General features: G+C 55.8%; 22 protein-coding genes. 7 read left to right on the plus strand and 15 right to left on the minus strand.

The genetic code is table 11. The features are described from left to right. Positions 1–105: 105 nt before the first annotated feature. Positions 106–525, plus strand: coding sequence for a DUF2000 family protein (locus tag HX778_RS22095; protein WP_176983076.1), 420 nt, complete (start codon positions 106–108; stop codon positions 523–525). A gap of 263 nt (positions 526–788) precedes the next feature. On the opposite strand, the gene umuC is transcribed toward HX778_RS22095, so the two are convergent. Together umuC and umuD are read right to left on the minus strand one after the other, a co-directional pair. Further along, positions 789–2060: a translesion error-prone DNA polymerase V subunit UmuC gene (umuC, locus tag HX778_RS22100; protein WP_176983077.1), complete on the minus strand. Its 1272-nt coding sequence runs from the start codon at positions 2058–2060 to the stop codon at positions 789–791. Between the two features lie 2 nt (positions 2061–2062). After that, positions 2063–2482, minus strand: a complete 420-nt coding sequence (gene umuD, locus HX778_RS22105) for a translesion error-prone DNA polymerase V autoproteolytic subunit (protein ID WP_176983078.1) — start codon at positions 2480–2482, stop codon at positions 2063–2065. Between the two features lie 211 nt (positions 2483–2693). On the opposite strand from umuD, the gene HX778_RS22110 reads away from it, so the two are divergent. Together HX778_RS22110 and HX778_RS22115 are read left to right on the plus strand one after the other, a co-directional pair. Then, positions 2694–4730 (plus strand): prolyl oligopeptidase family protein, encoded by a 2037-nt coding sequence (locus tag HX778_RS22110; RefSeq protein WP_176983079.1) that lies wholly within the window; start codon positions 2694–2696, stop codon positions 4728–4730. Positions 4731–4864: 134 nt separating this feature from the next. Next, a complete protein-coding gene (locus HX778_RS22115; protein WP_176983080.1) occupies positions 4865–5263 on the plus strand; it encodes an ACT domain-containing protein in 399 nt (132 codons plus the stop codon). Between the two features lie 49 nt (positions 5264–5312). Here HX778_RS22115 and HX778_RS22120 read toward each other — a convergent pair whose 3' ends face one another. After that, positions 5313–6149: an alpha/beta fold hydrolase gene (locus tag HX778_RS22120; protein ID WP_038472031.1), complete on the minus strand. Its 837-nt coding sequence runs from the start codon at positions 6147–6149 to the stop codon at positions 5313–5315. A gap of 160 nt (positions 6150–6309) precedes the next feature. Between HX778_RS22120 and ttcA the strand changes: the two genes are divergently transcribed. Further along, complete coding sequence (gene ttcA, locus HX778_RS22125; protein WP_038482561.1) at positions 6310–7230, plus strand: tRNA 2-thiocytidine(32) synthetase TtcA; 921 nt, start codon at positions 6310–6312, stop codon at positions 7228–7230. A 34-nt stretch (positions 7231–7264) separates the two neighbouring features. Here the strand turns inward: ttcA and HX778_RS22130 are convergent, their stop codons facing one another. The 4 genes from HX778_RS22130 to HX778_RS22145 all read right to left on the minus strand — a co-directional run bounded on the left by HX778_RS22130 (position 7265) and on the right by HX778_RS22145 (position 10794). Next, positions 7265–7417 carry a hypothetical protein gene (locus tag HX778_RS22130; RefSeq protein WP_167549830.1) on the minus strand — a complete coding sequence of 51 codons (153 nt, stop codon included), beginning with the start codon at positions 7415–7417 and terminating at the stop codon, positions 7265–7267. Between the two features lie 275 nt (positions 7418–7692). Beyond that, positions 7693–8676 carry a zinc transporter ZntB gene (gene zntB / locus HX778_RS22135; protein WP_176983081.1) on the minus strand — a complete coding sequence of 328 codons (984 nt, stop codon included), beginning with the start codon at positions 8674–8676 and terminating at the stop codon, positions 7693–7695. 159 nt (positions 8677–8835) lie between these two features. Further along, positions 8836–9102: a DksA/TraR family C4-type zinc finger protein gene (locus HX778_RS22140; RefSeq protein ID WP_038472024.1), complete on the minus strand. Its 267-nt coding sequence runs from the start codon at positions 9100–9102 to the stop codon at positions 8836–8838. 72 nt (positions 9103–9174) lie between these two features. Further along, positions 9175–10794 (minus strand): ABC transporter substrate-binding protein, encoded by a 1620-nt coding sequence (locus HX778_RS22145; RefSeq protein WP_176983082.1) that lies wholly within the window; start codon positions 10792–10794, stop codon positions 9175–9177. Between the two features lie 168 nt (positions 10795–10962). Between HX778_RS22145 and mpaA the strand changes: the two genes are divergently transcribed. Continuing rightward, positions 10963–11670, plus strand: a complete 708-nt coding sequence (mpaA, locus tag HX778_RS22150; protein ID WP_176983083.1) for a murein tripeptide amidase MpaA — start codon at positions 10963–10965, stop codon at positions 11668–11670. Positions 11671–11672: 2 nt separating this feature from the next. Here mpaA and ycjG read toward each other — a convergent pair whose 3' ends face one another. Next, positions 11673–12638, minus strand: a complete 966-nt coding sequence (ycjG, locus tag HX778_RS22155) for an L-Ala-D/L-Glu epimerase (protein WP_038472015.1) — start codon at positions 12636–12638, stop codon at positions 11673–11675. A gap of 138 nt (positions 12639–12776) precedes the next feature. Here ycjG and tpx point away from each other — a divergent pair, with 138 nt between their 5' ends. Further along, positions 12777–13283, plus strand: a complete 507-nt coding sequence (tpx, locus tag HX778_RS22160; protein WP_038472012.1) for a thiol peroxidase — start codon at positions 12777–12779, stop codon at positions 13281–13283. A gap of 52 nt (positions 13284–13335) precedes the next feature. Here tpx and tyrR read toward each other — a convergent pair whose 3' ends face one another. The 7 genes from tyrR to pspA all read right to left on the minus strand — a co-directional run bounded on the left by tyrR (position 13336) and on the right by pspA (position 19370). After that, the gene (gene tyrR / locus HX778_RS22165) at positions 13336–14898 is read right to left on the minus strand and encodes a transcriptional regulator TyrR (RefSeq protein ID WP_038472010.1); all 1563 of its coding nucleotides are present in this window, start codon (positions 14896–14898) and stop codon (positions 13336–13338) included. 224 nt (positions 14899–15122) lie between these two features. After that, a complete protein-coding gene (locus HX778_RS22170) occupies positions 15123–16190 on the minus strand; it encodes a YcjF family protein (protein ID WP_176983084.1) in 1068 nt (355 codons plus the stop codon). After that, a complete protein-coding gene (locus HX778_RS22175) occupies positions 16187–17584 on the minus strand; it encodes a YcjX family protein (RefSeq protein WP_038472004.1) in 1398 nt (465 codons plus the stop codon). Before HX778_RS22175 ends, HX778_RS22170 begins: the two co-directional genes overlap by 4 nt. 112 nt (positions 17585–17696) lie before the next feature. Beyond that, complete coding sequence (gene pspD, locus HX778_RS22180) at positions 17697–17927, minus strand: phage shock protein PspD (RefSeq protein WP_038472001.1); 231 nt, start codon at positions 17925–17927, stop codon at positions 17697–17699. A gap of 129 nt (positions 17928–18056) precedes the next feature. Beyond that, on the minus strand, positions 18057–18416 hold the full coding sequence (pspC, locus tag HX778_RS22185) for an envelope stress response membrane protein PspC (protein ID WP_038471998.1): 360 nt from the start codon (positions 18414–18416) through the stop codon (positions 18057–18059). Beyond that, the gene (pspB, locus tag HX778_RS22190) at positions 18416–18640 is read right to left on the minus strand and encodes an envelope stress response membrane protein PspB (RefSeq protein WP_038471995.1); all 225 of its coding nucleotides are present in this window, start codon (positions 18638–18640) and stop codon (positions 18416–18418) included. Before pspB ends, pspC begins: the two co-directional genes overlap by 1 nt. A gap of 61 nt (positions 18641–18701) precedes the next feature. Further along, positions 18702–19370, minus strand: a complete 669-nt coding sequence (gene pspA, locus HX778_RS22195) for a phage shock protein PspA (RefSeq protein WP_038471992.1) — start codon at positions 19368–19370, stop codon at positions 18702–18704. Between the two features lie 191 nt (positions 19371–19561). On the opposite strand from pspA, the gene pspF reads away from it, so the two are divergent. Then, on the plus strand, positions 19562–20560 hold the full coding sequence (gene pspF, locus HX778_RS22200) for a phage shock protein operon transcriptional activator (protein ID WP_038471988.1): 999 nt from the start codon (positions 19562–19564) through the stop codon (positions 20558–20560). Positions 20561–20565 lie beyond the last annotated feature (5 nt).

The following is a 20565-nucleotide window of genomic DNA, read 5'->3' on the forward strand; positions in this document are numbered from 1 at the left end:
GATTGATCGTAAACAGGAAGCCAGATAAAAAAATGATTACTATGCTTTGGCTTTGCGTCCTAAGCTAAATCAGAGGACGCGCTTAATGGCAGATAAGGAGCCAGAATGTTCGAAGATAATGACTATAAGCTTTATGTCATCGTGAACCGCACCGCCGACGTCAGCGTGCAAATGAATGCCGTGGGCCACCTTTGCGGCGGTATTATGCTCAAAGCGGATGAGCCTAAATTTCATGATTATCCCAACCAGGAAAGCGGCTTAAGTGCTTATATGAATCATTATCCGGTGGTGGTGCTTCAGTCTAAGAACAGCAGCCAGCTGGCGACGGCGCTTGAGAAATGCCGGGAAGAAGGCGTGCTGTATAACTTCTTCACCACCACAATGCTTTCGCACTCTTCCGAACAACAAATCAAAGATACGCTCGAAACGCCCTTCGCCGATCTCGACTTCGTGGGCATTGCGCTCTACGGTGAAACCGAGAAGCTCAAGCCTGTGACCAAAAAGTTTTCGGTCTTTAAAGGCTAAGCCGCCGGGTAATAATGCGGGCACATTGCGTTGTTACCCTGGTCTTTACCCTTCGTCTCCGGCATAGAAATTGATGATGTCATCCTCAAACCAACAACCCACTTTGTAGTACATCGCGCAGCCAATCAGGAAGCTGGCAATCAGTATTAATGCCGTCAAAAATCCTTTCACTTCGTAACACTCTCCAATAACTCAAGCTGTGATATTGACAGGCCGGGTAAAAAAAAGTTCCGCAGAGTGACTATCTCACTGCCATGCGAAAATCAGCAAACTCGCGCCACGGGCAGATCAGCATAACGCGTGGTATAGCGCGGCGACAGCATTTCACGCTTCATCGCCCACGGCTGCTGTATTCCCTGCCCGGCAAAATAGAGTGTTCCTTTGCCCTGTTCTTTATTCAGGCGATCCAGAACGGTCATCAGCTTTTCGCCGTTAAGCCGCGGCACGCTGCTGTCGAAGAGATCGAACTGCGCCACGCCCTGGCTGAAGAAATCCCCCAGCATGACGCCCGCTTTCTGGTAGCGATGCCCTTCCTGCCAGATAGCTTCCAGGCTCTGCATCGCGGCCTGGATAATATCCCGGCTGTCCTGCGTTGGGATAAGCAACGAAACGGATGAACAGTTGCCGTAATAAGGCTCATTTGTCGCAAACGGGCTGCTCTTCACAAAGGCGGAGATAACCCGGCAATACTGGTGTTCGGCACGCAGCTTTTCCGCCGCCCGGCTTGCGTAGCTGCTGATGGCCTGACGCATATCTTCAAACTCGGTAATACGTTCCCCAAACGAGCGACTGCAGATGATTTCCTGCTTAGCAGACGCAAATTCCCCCATTTCAAGGCATGACTCGCCGCGCAGCTCGCGCACCGTTCTTTCCAGCACCACGCTGAAGTGCCGGCGAATAAAACGGATGTCCGCATCGGCAAGCTGCAAAACCGTGTTGATGCCCATGCCTTCGAGCTTTTTCGACATTCGCCGGCCCACGCCCCAGACCTCGCCCACGGCAAGCTTTGCCATAAGCCAGCGCTGGTGCTCAGGGCGAGATAAATCCACCACGCCACCGGTCTTTTCCTGCCACGTTTTTGCGGCGTGGTTAGCCAGCTTGGCCAGCGTTTTTGTCGGCGCAATGCCGACCCCCACCGTCAGACGAGTGCGCTGGAGAATCGCCGCGCGGACAGACAGCCCAAACGCCTTCAGGTTGCAGCAATTGCTGACGCCCGTTAAATCGCAAAATGCTTCGTCAATGGAGTAAACCTCAACCCTGGGCAATAGCTCTTCGAGCACGCCCATCACACGCTGGCTCATGTCAGCATACAGCTCGTAGTTGCTGCTAAACGTCAGCACGCCCTGCCGTCTGAGCGACTCTTTCTGCTTAAAAAAGGGTTCGCCCATTTTCACGAAGGGCTTGGCTTCGGCGGAGCGCGAGATCACACATCCGTCGTTATTAGACAAAACTACAATCGGCTTGCCCGCGAGATCGGGGCGAAAGGCCGTTTCACACGAGGCGTAAAAGCTGTTCACATCCACCAGCGCAAACATATCTAGCCCGCCGCTTTGATGATAAAAGTGACGACGCCAAAGATATCGAGCGGGACGTCATCGGTCACGGGAATCGGGGACCAGGCGCTGTTCATCGGCAACAGCATCACCGTCGGGCGAAGCTGCAGGCGCTTCACGGTGAAGGCACCGTCAATGGCCGCAATCACAATATCGCCCTGCGACGCCGTTCTTGAGCTGTCAACGATAAGCAAATCTCCTTCGCCGATTCCCCCTTCCACCATCGAGTCCCCCGCCGCCTTCACGAAGTAGGTCGCGCCGGGATTGCGCACCAGCAGCTTATTGAGATCGATACGCTGCTCAACATAGTCCTGAGCCGGTGACGGAAACCCGCACTGCACCAGGTCGCCAAAAAGAGGTAAAGAAGAGTCAGGGCAATGCGCCGCAGGTTTGAGAAGGTTCATGATACCGCCAATGCAAATACTGTTTATATATACAGTATCAGGTAAAAAAGACACTTCAAGCAAGAAAACACGCACTTTTGCTAAGCCATTTGTTTTGCAAACGAAAAAACTCTAGCCCGCAGACAGAATCCATAAAAGCCTTAAGGTGTAATGAAAAAGAGCATAGTGATATGGTCAACAGCAGGCCCGTTACCCAACAAAAGGATGCGTGATGACACAGCCAGAGATTCAGGATTTGCTTAACCAGCTCGAAACCCCGGAAGATGCCGCGGCGCTGAGCTGGGTGGAAAAACAAAACCAGCGCACCACGGACAGGTTCGCCAAAGGAGAACGTTTTCAACAGATGCGGGGCGCCATCCTGCGGTCGCTTGACGATAAAACCAACATTCCCTGGGGAAGCCATTACCGCGAAAAGGTCTATAACTTCTGGCAGGATGACGAGCATCCTCGGGGCATCTGGCGCCGGACGTCTGAAGCCTCTTATCTGACGGCCACGCCGGAATGGGAAACGGTGCTGGATATCGATCGCCTGAATGAAGACGAAGACGCGAACTGGAGCTACCACGGCGCAGATCTGCTTCATCCTGACTACTCGCGGGCGCTGATCTTTTTATCCAGCGGCGGCGATGCCTGTGAAATACGTGAATTCGATCTGGTGAATAAAACGTTTATTCGCGACGGTTTTTTCCTGCCGGAAAGCAAAAGCTCGGCAAGCTGGGTGGATGAAAATACCCTGCTGCTGGCGCTGGACGCGGGTGACGACACGCTCACCACCTCCGGCTATCCACGCTGCGCTTACCGCTGGGTTCGTGGCACATCGCCGCAGGATGCCGCGCTGATTTACGCTGGCGAAGCTACGGATATGGCCGTTTCAGCCTGGCATGACGATACCCCCGGTTTTGAGCGCGATCTGGTGCACTGCAGCAAAGACTTCTACCGCGGGCAGACCTGGCTATTGACCGGGCAGGACACGCTGACGCTTATCGCCGTCCCGGAGGATGCCTCCTGCGGATTTTTTAAAGACTGGCTGCTGGTCACGCTAACCTCCGACTGGACAATAGCTGAGACAACCTGGCCCGCAGGTGCCCTGCTGGCTATCGATTTAGCTGATTTTCAGCGAGGTGAGCGCAATTTCATTCCACTCTTCACGCCCAACTCGCGCACCACGCTGCAAGGCTACGGCTCGACCCGTGATTACCTCCTGCTTAACCTGAGCCAGGATGCTGTCGAAAAAGTCGATTTTATAAAAATCGAAAACGGGCAACGCCACTGCGTGAAAACGCTGGAGCTGCCTGATTTTACCAATGTCTCCGCCGGCGGTATTGATGACGAAAGCAATCGCTACCGGCTGGTCAGCCACGGTTTTTTACAGCCGAATAGCCTGAGCTATGGCGATCTGGACAACGATACGCTCGGCCTCGTCAAACAGGATCCGACCTGCTTTGACGCAGCGGAATTTAGCGTGACTCAGCACTTCGCCCTGTCTGAGGACGGCACGCGTATTCCCTACTTCCAGGTCTCAGCCAAAGCGCTAACGCTTTCCGGTGATAACCCAACGCTGCTGTACGGTTACGGCGGGTTTGAGGTCTCTTTAACGCCTCATTACCTCGGTTCGAAAGGCGTGACGTGGCTGCAAAAAGGCGGCGTCTACGTTGTCGCTAATATTCGCGGCGGCGGTGAATATGGCCCGGCGTGGCACCAGGCCGCGCTCAAACAGCACCGCCACCGAGCCTGGGAAGATTTCACTGCCGTCGCAGCCGACCTGGTGGCGCGCAAAATCACCAGCCCCGCCAGGCTTGCGGCCCAGGGCGGCAGCAACGGCGGTCTGCTGATTGGCAATATGCTCACCGACTATCCCACGCTCTTCGGCGCGCTGGTGTGCGAAGTCCCGCTTCTGGATATGCTGAACTACCACAACTGGCTGGCAGGCGCTTCATGGATTGCCGAATATGGCGACCCGGAAGTTGCCGAAGAGCGAGAGTGGCTGCTGCGCTACTCGCCGTTCGACAAGGTGTCCGCCGACGTGGATTATCCCCCCACGCTGTTTACCACCGGCACTCAGGATGACAGAGTCAGCCCGGCGCACGCCCGCCGGATGGTGGCGCGTATGCAGCAGCAAGGGCATGACAATGTCTGGCTGTATGAGGAAACCGATGCGGGCCACGGCAGCGCGCCGGAAAATAGCCAGACGGCGTCTCATCAGGCGATGATAGAAGAGTTTCTCTGGCAGATGCTGAGCGGGAAATAAATAAGCCAGGGCGGTGCATAAAGGGCGCACCGCCTTTTCATTAGATGTACTAATCCATAAGCATATTTTTTAATTTTTATTTATCGTTCAAACGCTATTTAATCCGTCTTCAATCACCTGAAGGAGACCGATACATGTCTGGCGAAAATAACCTTGAAATCCTGCTGAGCAATGCCGCTCCCGAGCTTAATCCCGGGAAATATGTCTTTTGCACTTTAGCCTCACCTTCTGCGGAAATAAAAGATGCCGCCATTGTGACCGTGCGCGAGGCTGAGGGCGTGACGCTGGTTCTGCCGCAGGATCTGGCGGATAAACATGCCGTTAGCTACGACTATGTCGCCAGTTGGGTAACCCTGAAAATTCACTCGTCCCTCGCCGCCGTGGGCCTTACCGCCGCGTTTTCACGCGTGCTGGCAAATAAAGGCATCAGCTGTAACGTGGTGGCGGGTTATTACCACGACCATATTTTCGTGGCTCATAAAGACACCGAATCGGCGATGGCGGCATTATCGTCTTTGTCATCGGCTATATAAGCAGGCAAATAAATAAGGGGGGCCTTTCGCCTCCCCTGACAACAGGCTATTAGCTGCGGATAAATTTCAGGATGTCCGCATTGATGGTATCGGCATGCGTGGTATGCATTCCGTGAGGATAGCCGGGATAGATATGCAGTGTGCCGTTGCTGAGCAGCTTGTCCTGCAGAATGGCAGCATTTTTATAAGGCACAATCTGATCGTCATCGCCCTGCAGTACTAAGACGGGAACGGTGATGGCTTTCAGATCGTCGGTCTGATCGGTTTCTGAAAACGCTTTAATACCGTCATAGTGCGCTTTTGCGCTGCCGGTCATGCCCTGCCGCCACCAGTTCCGGATGCTGCCCTCGGCGACTTCTGCCCCCTGGCGGTTAAAGCCGTAGAACGGGCCAGAGGCTACATCAAGGTAAAACTGCGCCCGGTTTGCCGCCAGCGCTTTACGGAAGCCGTCGAAAACGTCGAGCGGCGTTCCGCCCGGATTGTTCGCCGTTTTCACCATCAGCGGCGGAACGGCACTGACTAAAACGGCTTTCGCCACGCGCCCCTGAGGCTGCCCGTATTTGGCCACATAGCGAGCTACCTGCCCACCGCCGGTTGAGTGCCCCACGTGCACGGCATTTTTCAGATCCAGATGCTCCGCTACCGCCGAGGCATCCGCAGCATAATGATCCATATCATGCCCTTCACTGACCTGGTCTGAACGGCCGTGCCCGCGACGGTCGAACGCGATAACCCGGAAGCCTTCGCCTAAGAAAAACAGCATCTGGTTATCCCAGTCATCGGCGCTTAACGGCCAACCATGATGAAAAACAATCGGCTGAGCCTCTTTCGGCCCCCAGTCTTTATAGAAGATATTGACGCCATCTTTCGTCTTTACGAAGGTCATAAACCTCACTCCTCGTCGCTATGAATTGCGTTTAACCCAGTAAAGCATAGTCGATGGGTGTGGCATGTCCGTAAATCCTGCTGGCATTCGCCGCCGCAATCCGTACCATACACGCCAGCATGACACGCTGTGCGTGTTGGATTCAGAGCCCGAGACTTTCATGACCACTCAAAAAGAACAGTACAACCTGAACAAGTTACAGAAACGCCTGCGTCGCAACGTGGGTGAAGCGATTGCCGATTACAACATGATTGAAGACGGCGACCGCATTATGGTTTGCCTTTCCGGCGGCAAAGACAGCTACACCATGCTGGAGATTCTGCGCAACCTTCAGCAGAGCGCGCCAATCAGTTTTAGCCTCGTGGCGGTCAACCTCGACCAGAAACAGCCTGGCTTCCCTGAGCATATTCTGCCGGCTTATCTGGACAGCATCGGCGTTGAATACAAGATTGTAGAAGAGAACACCTACGGCATCGTTAAAGAGAAGATCCCGGAAGGCAAAACCACCTGCTCTCTGTGCTCGCGCCTGCGCCGCGGCATTCTGTATCGCACCGCGACCGAATTGGGCTGTACCAAAATCGCGCTGGGCCACCATCGCGACGATATTCTGCAGACGCTGTTCCTGAATATGTTCTACGGCGGCAAGATGAAGGGTATGCCACCGAAGCTGATGAGCGACGACGGCAAGCACATCGTTATTCGCCCGCTGGCCTACTGCCGCGAGAAAGACATTGAGCGTTTTGCGATTGCCCGCGAATACCCGATTATTCCGTGTAACCTGTGCGGCTCGCAGCCAAACCTGCAGCGCCAGGTGATTGCCGATATGCTGCGCGACTGGGATAAACGCTATCCGGGGCGCATCGAAACCATGTTTACGGCGATGCAGAACGTGGTGCCGTCACACATGTGCGATACCGAACTGTTTGATTTCGCCAATATTACTCACGGTTCAGAAGTCGTGAACGGCGGCGATCTGGCGTTCGATCGTGAAGACATTCCGATGCAGCCGGTTGGCTGGCAGCCGGAAGAAGACGGCGCGGACGCCGCTCTGCAGCGCCTGGATATTCTGGAAATCAAATAATCTTACTTCCCTCTCCGCCCGGAGAGGGAAAACTTCAGTGATGCGCCGGTGGGTCGATGATTGGCCTCGGGTCCGGGTCGGTCGGCGGGTCTGGAATGGGCTGCGGTTTAGGGATCGGGTCAGGTACCGGCACGGGTTCGGTGGGAAAAGCCGGGTCGCTCATCATCAGGCTGTTGCGATACAGCATCGTCATCTCCTGCGTGGGTGAATTCGCCCTTTAAAGCGTAGTCCACAAATGACGGACAAAAAAAAGCCGACTCTTAAAGTCGGCATTGTACGAATCAATTGTGCTATGCAGTAATTCTAAAAAAAGGAAGTAAGACAATATGGAGCGCAACGCCCATCGCTTGACGTTGCATTCACCTGCGAGAGAGAGTTTGCCCCTATGCGGCATTTGGTTTCTTGATTTTGCTCAAGAACAGCGCCGTTTTCAGCGGTTGATCCCATTAAAATGATGCGATTTTACAGCCATCTACTGCGATGTAACCACCAGGCAACACCGCCGATCAAAACCACCAACATAATGCAGAACAGCGCAAAGCCAAACGCCCAGCCGCCCCCGGGAATGCCCCCAAGGTTAACGCCAAACAGCCCGGTTAAAAACGTGCTGGGTAAAAATACCATGGCCATCAGCGACATGGTGTAAGTTCGGCGGTTTAAGGATTCTTGCATCACCTGGGAGATCTCATCGGTCATCACACCCGTGCGGGCGATGCAGGAGTCGATTTCGTCCAGCCCCCTGCCCAGCCTGTCGGCAATGTCCTGCATACGGCGGCGCTGATCGTCGTTCATCCAGCTAAGCCGCTCGCTGGACAGTCGCGCGTAAACATCCCGCTGCGGAGACATGTAGCGACGCATTACGATCAGTTGCTTACGCAGCAGCGCCAGCGCGCCGCGAGGCGGAACCTGCTGGTCGAGCAAATTGTCTTCCAGGTCGATGATTTTGTCGTGCATTTGCTCGATAAATTCACTGGCGTGATCGGTGAGCGCATCACAGGCATCCACCAGCCAGCTGCCGCAGTCGGTCGGGCCGGTGCCTTCATTCAGATCGTTAACCACATCGTCCAGCGCCAGCACCTGCCGCCTGCGGGTTGAAACAATGAGCCGTTCATCGATGTAAAGCCGCACGGCCACCAATTGGTCCGGACGTTCGTCGGTACTGCCGTTGATGCAGCGCAGGGTAATCAGCGTGCCGTCACCGACACGAGAAACGCGTGGACGCATGCTCTCACCGGCTAATGCGTCTCTGACATAGTTGGGCAACAGCGGCGTGTTTGCCAGCCAGTCCGCGCTGTCGGCGTTGGTGTAATTGAGATGCAGCCAGCAGGGATGCTCGCTGTCGATGATTTCGTTGCTGTCGATGGGCTTTACGCCGCCCTTCCCGTCCAGTTGCCAGGCAAATACCGCGTCCGGCACGTGCAGCTCGCTGCCTTTAATTACATCCACTGCGCAATCCTCAAGCTGAGTCAGTTCTTTCTGTCAGTCTAGCCATCTCTGATACGAAGGCAACCGCAAGAAGTTATCAAACGCGCTGAAATTGCAGAGAAAAGCGTAAATAAACCTTAATGGCAGGCGAAAAAAAACCGGGCTATTGCCCGGTTTTTGCTAACGTAGCTGGCTGTCTTTCGAGCCGCGGCGGTTATAACCTGAGAACGTGGCCCGGTGCACATCCTCCGCCTGCTGGCAGCGGATGCACAGCCGCACACCCTGAATCGCCCTGCGCCGCGCGTCTGGAATGCGTTCCCCGCACTCCTCGCAGTACAACAAACTTTCGCCTTTCGGCAACTCACTGCGCGCTCTGGCAACGGCGTCGTCCACGGTGCTGTCGATTTGCTCCTGAACGGCGTCGTCATTGGCCCAACCTGATGCCATTTAGTCACCTCCGCAATCGCTATGTCTGAGGTGACTATAATAACACTTTTACCGCACAAATTTTAGCCAGCACTAATGCTTGATAATGTACATCGTCCGGCTGTAAGCCACGTCTTCCGGGTTGTTAATCGGGTAACCTTTCAGCCAGGGTTTAATCAGGCGACCATTGGTGTACTGGTAGATAGGCGCAATAGGCGCTTTTTCCTGAATGATTTTTTCCGCTGCGTTGTAATCCGTATTGCGCGCTTTATCGGTGGTTTCCAGCGCCGCCTGGGACAGCAGCTTGTCGTATGCCGGGGAGTTAAAGCGTGAAATATTGCCGCTGTGGGTCGAGGTTAACAGCGACAGGAAGGTCGAAGGTTCATTGTAGTCCCCCACCCATGAGGCACGAATCACGTCGAAGTTACCGGTATTGCGGCTATCGATGTACGTTTTCCATTCCTGGTTTTGCAGCTTCACGTCAACGCCCAGATTTTTCTTCCACATTGAGGCAACGGCAATCGCTATTTTCTGGTGGTTTTCGGACGTGTTGTACAGCAGGGTCAGCTTCAACGGTTTGGCATCGCCGTAGCCTGCGGCCCGCAGCAGCATTTTCGCCTGAGCGTTAAGCTCCTGTTGGCTCATCTCTTCAAACGATGAAGAGTCCGGCTCAAAGCCAGCGGTGACGTCAGGCGTAAAACGCCAGGCCGGTTTTTCTCCCGTGCCCAGAACTTTGTCTGCCATAAGGCGGCGATCGATAGTCATGCTTAATGCAAGGCGCACTCGTGGGTCCGCTGTCGGCCCTTTTTGCGTATTAAACGCGTAATAATAGGTGCCAAGCTGTGGCGGCGTGTAGACCTGCCCCGGAATGTCTTTCAGCAGCTTCTGATAGAGGTTTTTCGGGAAAGACTCGGTGATGTCGATATCGCCGGCCAGATAACGCTTGGTTGCCGCCGACTCCTGGTTAATAGGAACAAAGGTCACTTTGGTCAGCACCGTTTTCCCGTTATCCCAATAATTTTTATTCGGCACCACAACCAGCTTCTCGTTCACCACGCGGTCCTGCAGCGTAAATGCGCCGTTGCCCACGAGGTTGCCGGGTTTCGTCCACTCATTACCTAATTTTTCAACGACCGCTTTAGGCGTTGGATAGAAGGCAAAGTTTGCCGCCAGGCCTGGGAAGAACGGCACGGGTTTATCAAGCTGAACGCGCAATGTTTTGGCATCCACGGCCGTTACGCCGAGCTTATCGGCAGGCATTTTTCCGTCGATAATGGCCTGGGCGTTGGTGATACCCGCGAGCGCGGCGAACCAGGCAAAGGAAGAGGTATTTTTCGGGTCAACCAGGCGCTGCCAGCTGTAAACAAAGTCCTGCGCCGTGACCGGTGAGCCGTCGGACCAGCGGGCGTTATCCCGCAATGTAAACGTCCAGACGCGATTGTCGTTGCTTTGCCATTTGGTCGCCACGCCAGGGACCAGCTCGCCTTTTTCGTTTTGGTTAACCAGCCCTTCAAAAAGATCGCGAATAACCTGAATTTCCGGCAGGCCGACCGCTTTGATCGGGTCCAGACTCGCGGGCTCGTCTTTAATATGTCTGACCAACTCCTGACTGCTTGCAAGCTTTGTCCCTGCAGGCACATCCGCCGCCCAGGCGCTTTGCAGCATGGCGGCAACGGCCAACGCACAACAGCTAAAACTGAGGCTTTTTTTCATCGCTTTCCTTCCGTGTTTTTGCATTCAGGAGATTTGTGTAAGTTACTGTAGCGTAATTTATTCTTTTGATTCCAGGAAAAAGCTCACATCTGCGGTTTAAGGTGAGTTTTCCCTAAAAGATTGCTATTAATGACGTTCATAGCCGTCTTATTCAGTGAGAGGAACATCATGCCTGTGACCCGCCCTCGCCCCCAGCGCGGCCATTTGCCGCCGGGCTGTGAACGCTACGGAAAATCAGCATTAGGCGCGCCGCTGCTCTATTTTCCGGCAATAAAAACGGAAGAGCGCAGCGGGCTAATCATTGCCGGCACACACGGCGATGAGAACGCCGCGATGGTGGCGCTTTCCTGCGCTTTAAGGACGCTCGAACCGCAGTTCAGGCGGCATCATGTGGTGCTGGCGGTGAATCCGGACGGCTGCCAGCTTGGCCTGCGTGCAAATGCGCACGGCGTCGACCTGAACCGCAACTTCCCGGCCGCCAACTGGAAAGCGGGTGACACGGTTTACCGCTGGAACAGCAGCGCGGATAAACGTGACGTGGTGTTGTCTACCGGCCAGACGCCGGGATCTGAACCAGAAACTACCGCGCTGTGCCAGCTTATCCATCAGCTGCAGCCCGCGTGGGTTGTCTCTTTTCACGATCCGCTGGGCTGCATTGAAGATCCCCACAGTTCAGCCCTGGGGCACTGGCTGGCCGAGGCGTTTGCGCTCCCGCTGGTGACCAGCGTCGGGTATGAAACGCCGGGGTCGTTCGGCAGCTGGTGCGCCGACCTGGGCCTGCCCTGTATCACGGCTGAATTTCCGCCGATCTCAGCGGATGAAGCCAGCGAGCGCTACCTGCGCGCAATGACCGATCTTTTGCACTGGCACAGGTAAGCTTAAGGGTAGAGTTTTCCGGTTTCAAAATGCAGCGATGGCTCCACGTCTACGGCAAGCCAGGTGGGGCCATCCAGATCGGCAAAACGTACTCTGGCCGCCAGCGGTAACGCGGCAGCAATCGCCCGTGACGTGCAAAGCATACAGCCGAGCATGACGTCAAATCCCTGCTCCCGCGCGGCCTTAGCCAGCAGCAACGCCTCCGTCAGACCGCCGGTTTTATCGAGCTTAACGTTCACCATTTCGTAACGCCCGGCAAGCGCAGGCAGGCTGCTACGCGTGTGGCAACTTTCGTCGGCGCAAATCGGTAGCGGGTGGATAAAATTGGCCAGGGCGCCGTCGTCCCCCGCCGGAAGCGGCTGCTCCAGCATCGCCACGTTGAGGTCTGCCAGCAGCTGGCAGCGCGCGGCCAGGCCATCGCTGCGCCAGGACTCGTTGGCATCCACAATCAAAATAGCTTCGGGTACCGCCGCCCTGATGGCAACCATACGCTCGGTAATAAGACGATCGTCAAGTTTGACCTTAAGCAGGCGGGCGCCTTTCTCCCATAACAAAGCAGCAGATGCAGCCATTTGTTCCGGGGCGGCAATCGTGACCGTTTGAGCCGTGGTCACCATTTCAGGTAATTCAACCGAATTCAGGGCTGATACGCTGGTATGTTTCATCCGGGCTTCTAAGTCCCACAGCGCGCTGTCGATTGCATTGCGCGCCGCCCCCGGCGGCAGAGCCTGCTGCAATTCAGCGCGCGTCATACCGCGTTCAAGCAGTGAAAGTACCGTTGTTACCTGAGCCAGAACCGAAGCATCGCTTTCACCATAGCGCGGGTATGGCGTGCATTCGCCGACGCCTTTCACACCGTCCTCTTCCAGCTCAACCACCACGACAACCGCTTCGCTGCGCGTTCCCCTCGATATCACAAATGGCGTATGGAGCGGCCATGCTTCCTGGTAAACTTTCACTGTTCTCATCGTCATCCTCCCCTGGGGTTATCGCCTGAGTATAGCGAGCCCAGGCTTTTACGTGCACTTTCAGTTTTTTATGTTCATCACGGATTTCCTGGAATACACTGTCCCGGGCGTTAATTTTATGTAAAAGGAAGATTAAACATGTCACAAACCGTTCATTTCCAGGGCAACCCGGTCAAGGTTGCAGGTCAGATCCCACAGACCGGCAGCAAAGCCACTGCATTCACCCTGGTCGCTAAAGATCTTTCTGACGTTGCGCTGAGCCAGTTCGCCGGCAAACGTAAAGTGCTGAATATTTTCCCAAGCATCGATACCGGCGTGTGTGCCGCATCCGTGCGTAAATTTAACCAACTGGCAACCGAGCTGGATAACACCGTTGTGCTGTGTATCTCTGCCGACCTGCCGTTCGCTCAGTCCCGTTTCTGCGGCGCTGAAGGGTTGAACAACGTCGTTACCCTGTCGACCCTGCGTAACCCTGAGTTCCAGCAGGCTTACGGCGTCAGCATTGCCGAAGGCGCGCTGAAAGGCCTGACCGCACGTGCGGTAGTGGTTATCAATGAGAACGATGAAGTGGTGTTCAGCGAGCTGGTGAATGAAATCACCACCGAGCCGGACTACGCTGCGGCACTGGAAGTGCTGAAGGCTTAAGACTCAGGGCCTGTATCAAAAGAAAACCCCGGTTCTCCGGGGTTTTTTATTTTTACTCTTCGCTTTTCTTCTGGCTCAGACCGTATTCGCGCAGCTTGTTGGCAATCGCGGTATGGGAAACTCCCAGCCGTTTTGCCAGCTTACGGGTACTTGGATAACTCCGGTAAAGCTGCGTTAATACCGAGCGCTCAAAGCGGCTGGTAATATCATCCAGCGATCCTTCCATCGCTTCTTCCCCCACAGCCAGGCTGGCCGCGTCAAAGTCCGGCAGCAGGATGTCCTGCGGACGAAGCTCGTAGCCTTCCAGCTGGGTTAAAGCACGATAAATAGCGTTTTTGAGCTGGCGAACGTTACCCGGCCAGCCGTAGCGGGTCAGCACGCTGCTTAAATCGTGAGACAGCTTAGGCCGTGGCACGCCCTGTTCGTCGGCAAAGCGCGCCACGAACAGTTCGGTCAGCGGCATGATGTCCTGCGGACGATCGCGCAGCGGCGGCAGGTTCAGGGTCAGCACGTTCAGGCGGTAATAAAGATCCTCGCGGAACTCACCTTTCTGCACCAGCTCCACCAGATTTTTCTGCGTCGCACAAATTACGCGAACGTCGACATGCACCTCATGCTCTTCGCCTACGCGACGGAAAGTCCCGTCGTTCAGGAAGCGCAGCAGCTTGGTTTGCATGCGCGGCGACATTTCGCCGATTTCATCCAGCAGAACCGAGCCGCCGTTAGCCTGCTCGAAGAAGCCTTTTTTGCCTTCGACGGCGTTGGCATAGGCACCGGCGGCATGGCCAAACAGCTCGCTTTCGATAACGTCATCGGGAATAGAACCGCAGTTAAGCGCCAGATAAGGCTTCTGCGCCCGCGGGCTGCTCAGGTGGCAGGCATTCGCCAGAAGATCTTTACCTGTGCCGGTATCACCCACAATCAATAATGGCGCATTCAGCAGCGCCAGTTTGCGGGCCTGCTCAACTACGTGACGCATTTTCTGACTGACGGCAACAATCTGGTCAAAGGCGCTGAAATCGCTGCTGGAGAGGTTTTGCAACTGACGCCCCATGCGCACCGTAGAACGCAGCATAACAACCGCACCAACCAGCAGCGGCTGCTTATCTTCGCCGTCCAGGTGAACCGGGGTGATCTCCAGCAGGAAGTTTTGCCCGTGGATCACCACATGCTCGGTATGCGAGTCGTGCGGTTCGCTCTCCAGCCAGCGGGTGAAGTTAAAACCGCTAATCAGCGTGCCCGCATTATGGTTACGAAGGCGGTCTTCGCTCTGCCCGAACAGCGTGCAGCTTGCCGGGTTAGCCAGTTCAACTTTACTACGCATATCCAGCGACAGCACCGGCTCCGGCAGCGCTTCAAGCAATGCGCTCAACGCACGATGTTCGCGCTCAGAAGGCATCCACGGCACCTTACGCACGTCCGTGACGTCAGGAATGCGGCGGATTTCAGCCATCAGGCTGCTGAAGGATTCAAAATCAAGGGATGAAAAATTAAGGTAAATACGCCCAATCGGGTCAATTTCGATACCGCGCAAATCAATGCCGCGCAGCACTAACAGATCGAGCAGTTCACGAGTGAGACCAAGGCGGTCCTGACAAAAGACTTCCAGACGCATGCAGGTGACCTTATTTTACGGTAAACGGCCTATATGACCCTCAGCCAGGCTGAAGGACCTCATAGAGTTGGAAGGATGATAACTCAGTTAGCCGTTAGCAAGAAGATACCTGTCATGAAATGTTGACACTAAAAGGCAAACCACTGGTCAACAAGCGCGAAATTCTTCCGGGGCTGTAAACGACAAAAGGCAGCCGGAGCTGCCCTTTCGTCAATAGCACGGACTCAGCTGGCCGGTTTGTTTTTCCCGGAGGCCAGGGTTTCTTTGAGCTGGACCAGAAGCTGTTTGCGGAAATCGCCCAGCCGGGGTTTGTCACCCTCCAGCCACGGCAGCGGACGGCACAGTTCCATGGCCTTGATCCCCAAACGCGCGGTCAGCAACCCGGCGCCTATGCCCTGCGCGGCACGAGCCGAAAGCCGGGCGGCGATATCCTGCGACATCCAGTCCATACCGACTTCACGCACCAGCTCGCTGGCCCCGGCAAAAGCGATATTCAGCAATACCAGACGGAACAGGCGAATACGGCTAAAGTAGCCCAGCTCGATGCCGTACAGCGTGGCAATGCGGTTAATCAGGCGCAGGTTGCGCCAGGCGATAAACGCCATATCCACCAGCGCCAGCGGGCTGACGGCGATCATCAACGTGGATTCGGCGGCCGAGCGGCTGATTTCACGTCTGGCCTGCGCGTCCAGCACCGGCTGAACCAGCTGGGCATAGAGCGCCACAACTTCCCGGTCGTTATGGGTTTCGTGAATGGAGGCGTACCAGCGCTGCAGCGCCGGATGGCCTTTATCCAGCCCGGCCTGGCTGGCTAATTTTTCGCAGAACGCTCGCCCTTTCCCGGTTCCGTGGCTGGCAAGCAGCTCGCGGGCCTCGTCGCGCTCCTCTGCGCGCTGGCGTAAACGCCATAAACGCCGCCATTCGCCGGCAATGGAGCCGACGCCGGCCGCAACGATAAGCCCACCGGCTATGCCGCCGCCGAGCGCTATCCAGTCTTGATTAACAAAGGCGTTGTGGGTCCACTGCACGCCCTGCGCGACGACGCTAACGCCAAACAGCGCCAGCCCGGCGGTGACCATTTTACGCCACAGGCTGCGTTTCGGCCTCAGCGCAGCGTCAATAACCGCCTCTGCCTGCCCTTCTTCTTCGGCAAGCGTTTCAGGGCTGGTCACGACCGGCGTAAACTTTTGAGCCTCTGGTTCACTGAACGCATGAGCCGCTTTCCAGTCCTGCTCTTTGTCCGCCTCCAGCGGCTGCGCAAAATCGATGCGCGGTTTAATAGGATCGCTCATCGCAATTTATCTCCAATCAGGAATTCCAGCGCCGCGTCCATTCGAATGTGCGGCAGCGGACGGTCAACGTCCATCACCTGCGGGCGGAATTGTTCAAACTGAAAACCCTGGTTCTGCCAGAAAGCATTGCCGGGCAGGCGCGAAGGGACTTCACCCGGATAGACCGTCAGCGGTTCACCATCGCTAAGGCGGTTGCCGCGCAGCGCCGGAATTTGCTCGCCCTGAACTTCAACCATGCCGCTCTGCGTGGCCTGAACCGAAGCCAGCCCCATGCAGTCCATAGTGATACCTTCGAAGGCCGCATTTTGCCAGGCGTCCTGCACCAGCTGCTGCAGTAGAGAGACCATGTTGGCGTGCTGATCGACAGTAACGTGATCGGCTTTGGTCGCGGCAAACAGCAGCTTATCGATAACCGGTGAAAACAGGCGGCGGAACAACGTGCGCTGCCCGTAATGGAAGCTTTGCATTAGCTGGGTTAACGCCAGCCGCATGTCGTTAAACGCCTGCGGCCCGCTGTTGAGCGGCTGCAGGCAGTCCACCAGCACGATCTGGCGGTCGAAGCGCAGGAAGTGATTCTTATAGAACCCTTTCACCACCTTTTCACAGTAGTAATCAAAGCGCGCACGCAGCATACCGATATTGCTGTTTTTATCCGCCTGCGCAAGTTTCGACTCGCCGTAATCGTCGACGTCCGGCCACGGGAAGAACTGCAGGGCCGGAGCTCCGGCCATATCTCCGGGCAGGACAAAACGCCCCGGCTGAATAAAGTGCAGCCCTTCTTTTTTGCAGCGCATCAGGTAGTCGGTCCACGCCTCAGAGATAGCGGCGAGGCGGTTTTCATCCGCGGGTGCAAGAGGATCCAGCCCTTCACAAAGACGACGCCATTGGGCAGACCATTCGGCGCGCTGCCCCTGCAGCAGGCCGGTCATCTGTCGCGACCAGCTGAGGTAATCCTGCGCTAACATGGGCAGGTCGAGCAGCCACTCGCCCGGATAATCCACGATTTCCAGGTACAGCGTTGAAGTGTCTTTGAAGTGGCGCAGCAGCGAGTCGTTGGAACGGTAGCGCAGCGCCAGGCGCATTTCGCTCACGCCGCGAGTCGGCGTCGGCCAGGCCGGGGGCGTGCCGAAAAGCTGCGCCATACCTTCATCATAGGTGAAGCGTTGAATGCCCAGGTCACGCTGGGGGACGCGCTTAACGCCCAGCAGCCGCTCTTCGCGCGCGGCGCTCAACATCGGCAGGCGTGCGCCGGTATGAATCCCCAGCAGCTGGTTGACCATCGCGGTGATAAACGCCGTTTTACCGCTGCGGCTCAGCCCGGTCACCGCCAGGCGTAAATGACGATCGACGCCCCGGTTCACCAGGGCGTTAAGTTCGTTTTTGATTCGGTTCATAAGCGTCCTGATTGCCTTCCGTTTCGGGAAATACCTTCATTGATAATATCAAATGGGGCGAAATGCCACGAATCAAAGCGTTATGGCGAGAATTCTTACCGTTGCAGGAGGGTTATTTTGCCATACGGCGGTCGTAACGATCGGAGACGTTACGCAGGATGCGGGTCAGCAACGGCTCCAGCACCACGGCCAGCACCATTTTAAGTGGACGACGGGCAACAGATTTTATTGCCCACGCGGCAAAACCGGCCGGGCCGAATCGCAGGGCGGCAAGCAGAGCCAGCTTACCGGCGAGTTTCAGGCCTGGTTTGGCTTTCTGACTGACGGTATGGAATGTAGTCATTGTCTCTCCAAAAGTGGTTAATTGCGGTGTGCGGTGGGCATTGAACCTGGGCGCCCTCACCCCGGCCCTCTCCCCCCAGGAGAGGGAGAAAACCTGTTTATCCCCTCGCCCTCAGGGAGAGGGTTGTTTTTAAAGCTGACGGAAACGGCTGCGAAGCGTAAAGGTGTCAGAGGTGATGTAACGTTCCATAGAACGCAAACGTTGTTCACCCGCTGCCAGCTCCGCATCCACCTCGTTCAGCAAATCACGGCTGGTGGGCTGGGCGTTTTTTTCATCTGCGCCTTGGGGCATCGGATCGAGGACAAAGGTCATCACGATGTAGGCCACCAGCACAAAAAACGACAGGCCAAAGAATATCGACAAAATGGCAATGGCGCGGACCAGCTTTACCGGGACATCAAGATACTGCGCAATGCCCGCGCAAACGCCTTTCACCATCCCTTTTTCAGGGATGCGCCACAGCTTACGACCGGAAAATGAATTCACCATTAGTTGTTTCTCCAGTTCGGGTGTTCGGCATCAAGGATCTGTTCCAGAGACTGAATACGCTCCCGCATCTGTCGCGCCTCATCGGTCAACTGGGCGAGGCGCTGCTGTTCACTCTGTGAAAGCTGCTCCCCGTTAGGACGGTTGCTGTAGTGAAGCCACAGCCAAATCGGCGCCACAAACAGCACAAAGATGGTCAGCGGGATAGCAAGAAAAAGCGCGGTCATGTGTACTCCTTACAGGTCAGGCTTGAATCGCGGTACGCCCTGCGCACCGCGGCCTGGATTATTATTGACGATCCTGGTTCATTTTAGCTTTCAGCGCAGCTATCTGGGCGCTGATTTCATCATCGGCTTTCAGTTCGGCAAACTGGGTGTCCAGCGACTTCTGTTTGCCAAACCCGTGGCTTTCCGCCTCGGACTCCATCTGGTCGATGCGGCGTTCGAAAGATTCGAACCGCGCCATGGCTTCGTCCAGTTTACCGCTGTCCAGCTGGCGGCGAACGTCGCGAGAAGAAGACGCAGCCTGGTGACGCAGGGTCAGTGCCTGCTGGCGAGCACGAGTTTCGCTCAGTTTGTTTTCCAGCTCACCAATTTCTTTCTTCATGCGCGCCAGGGTTTCATCCACGTGAACCACTTCATTTTCCAGCGTCACAATCAGGTCGGTCAGCTTCTGTTTTTCAATCAGCGCGGCACGAGCCAGATCTTCTTTTTCTTTACGCAGCGCCAGCTCGGCTTTTTCCTGCCATTCGGCCTGCTGCGCGGTAGCTTGTTCAACGCGGCGGCTCAGCTGTTTCTTCTCGGCCAGCGCGCGAGCTGAAGTGGAGCGAACTTCCACCAGCGTGTCTTCCATTTCCTGAATCATCAGACGCACCAGCTTTTGCGGGTCTTCCGCTTTCTCCAGCAGGGAGTTGATGTTCGCATTCACGATGTCGGCAAAACGAGAAAAAATACCCATTATTCAATCCTCTTAAGTCATTATTTCAGGTGCCTGACTCTCTTCGGGTGCCAGATACTCTGCTCGCAAAAGATATTGCAGCATCCGTGCCAACTTTTTAATTCATTGATTTATCAGCATTCACGCGAATTTGACGTCAATACAAAAACCGCTATAGTGGTTAAATTAACTAACTATTAGGGAATTTAGCCATGTCAGAAAACAAGGATAGCCTGATCGGAGAAGCCAACAGCTTCCTCGAGGTCATGGAGCAGGTTTCCCGCCTGGCGCCGCTGAACAAACCCGTGCTGGTTATCGGCGAGCGCGGTACAGGTAAAGAGCTGATAGCCAACCGCCTGCACTTCCTGTCACAGCGCTGGCAAGGGCCTTTTATCTCCCTCAACTGTGCGGCGCTTAACGAAAACCTGCTCGACAGCGAACTGTTTGGCCATGAAGCGGGCGCATTTACCGGCGCGCAGAAGCGTCATCAGGGGCGTTTCGAACGCGCGGAAGGCGGGACCCTGTTCCTTGATGAGCTGGCCACGGCCCCGATGCTGGTGCAGGAAAAGCTGCTGCGCGTGGTGGAGTACGGCGAACTTGAGCGCGTTGGCGGCAGCCAGCCGCTGCAGGTTAATACCCGGCTGGTTTGCGCCACCAACGCCGATTTGCCGGAGCTGGCGGAACAGGGGAAATTCCGCGCCGACCTGCTCGACAGGCTGGCGTTTGACGTGGTGATGCTGCCGCCCCTGCGCGAACGGCGCTCTGATATCCTGCTGCTAGCGGATCACTTTGCGATTCAAATGTGCCGGGAACTCAATCTACAGCTGTTCCCTGGCTTTACCGATCGCGCCTGCGAGACGCTGCTGAACTATGGCTGGCCGGGCAACATCCGCGAGCTGAAAAACGTGGTCGAACGCTCGGTGTATCGCCACGGTTCGAGCGATGAAGCGCTGGACACTATTATTCTCAATCCCTTTACCCGCCGCCCGGCCCCGCTTTACCCGGCGCAAAAGCAGACCGATGCTGCGCTGCCCGCCCTGCCGCTCGATCTGCGAAACTGGCAAAACGAGCAGGAGAAAAGCCTGCTGGAGCAAAGCCTGAAACAGGCGGTATTTAACCAACGTCGGGCTGCAGAACTGCTGGGCGTGAGTTATCATCAGCTACGTGCGATGCTGAAAAAGCATCAGTTAACCAGCCCAACGCCCGACTGAACGGC

It is taken from the genome of Cedecea sp. P7760 (genome assembly GCF_013386425.1).
GTDB lineage: Bacteria > Pseudomonadota > Gammaproteobacteria > Enterobacterales > Enterobacteriaceae > Cedecea > Cedecea selenatireducens.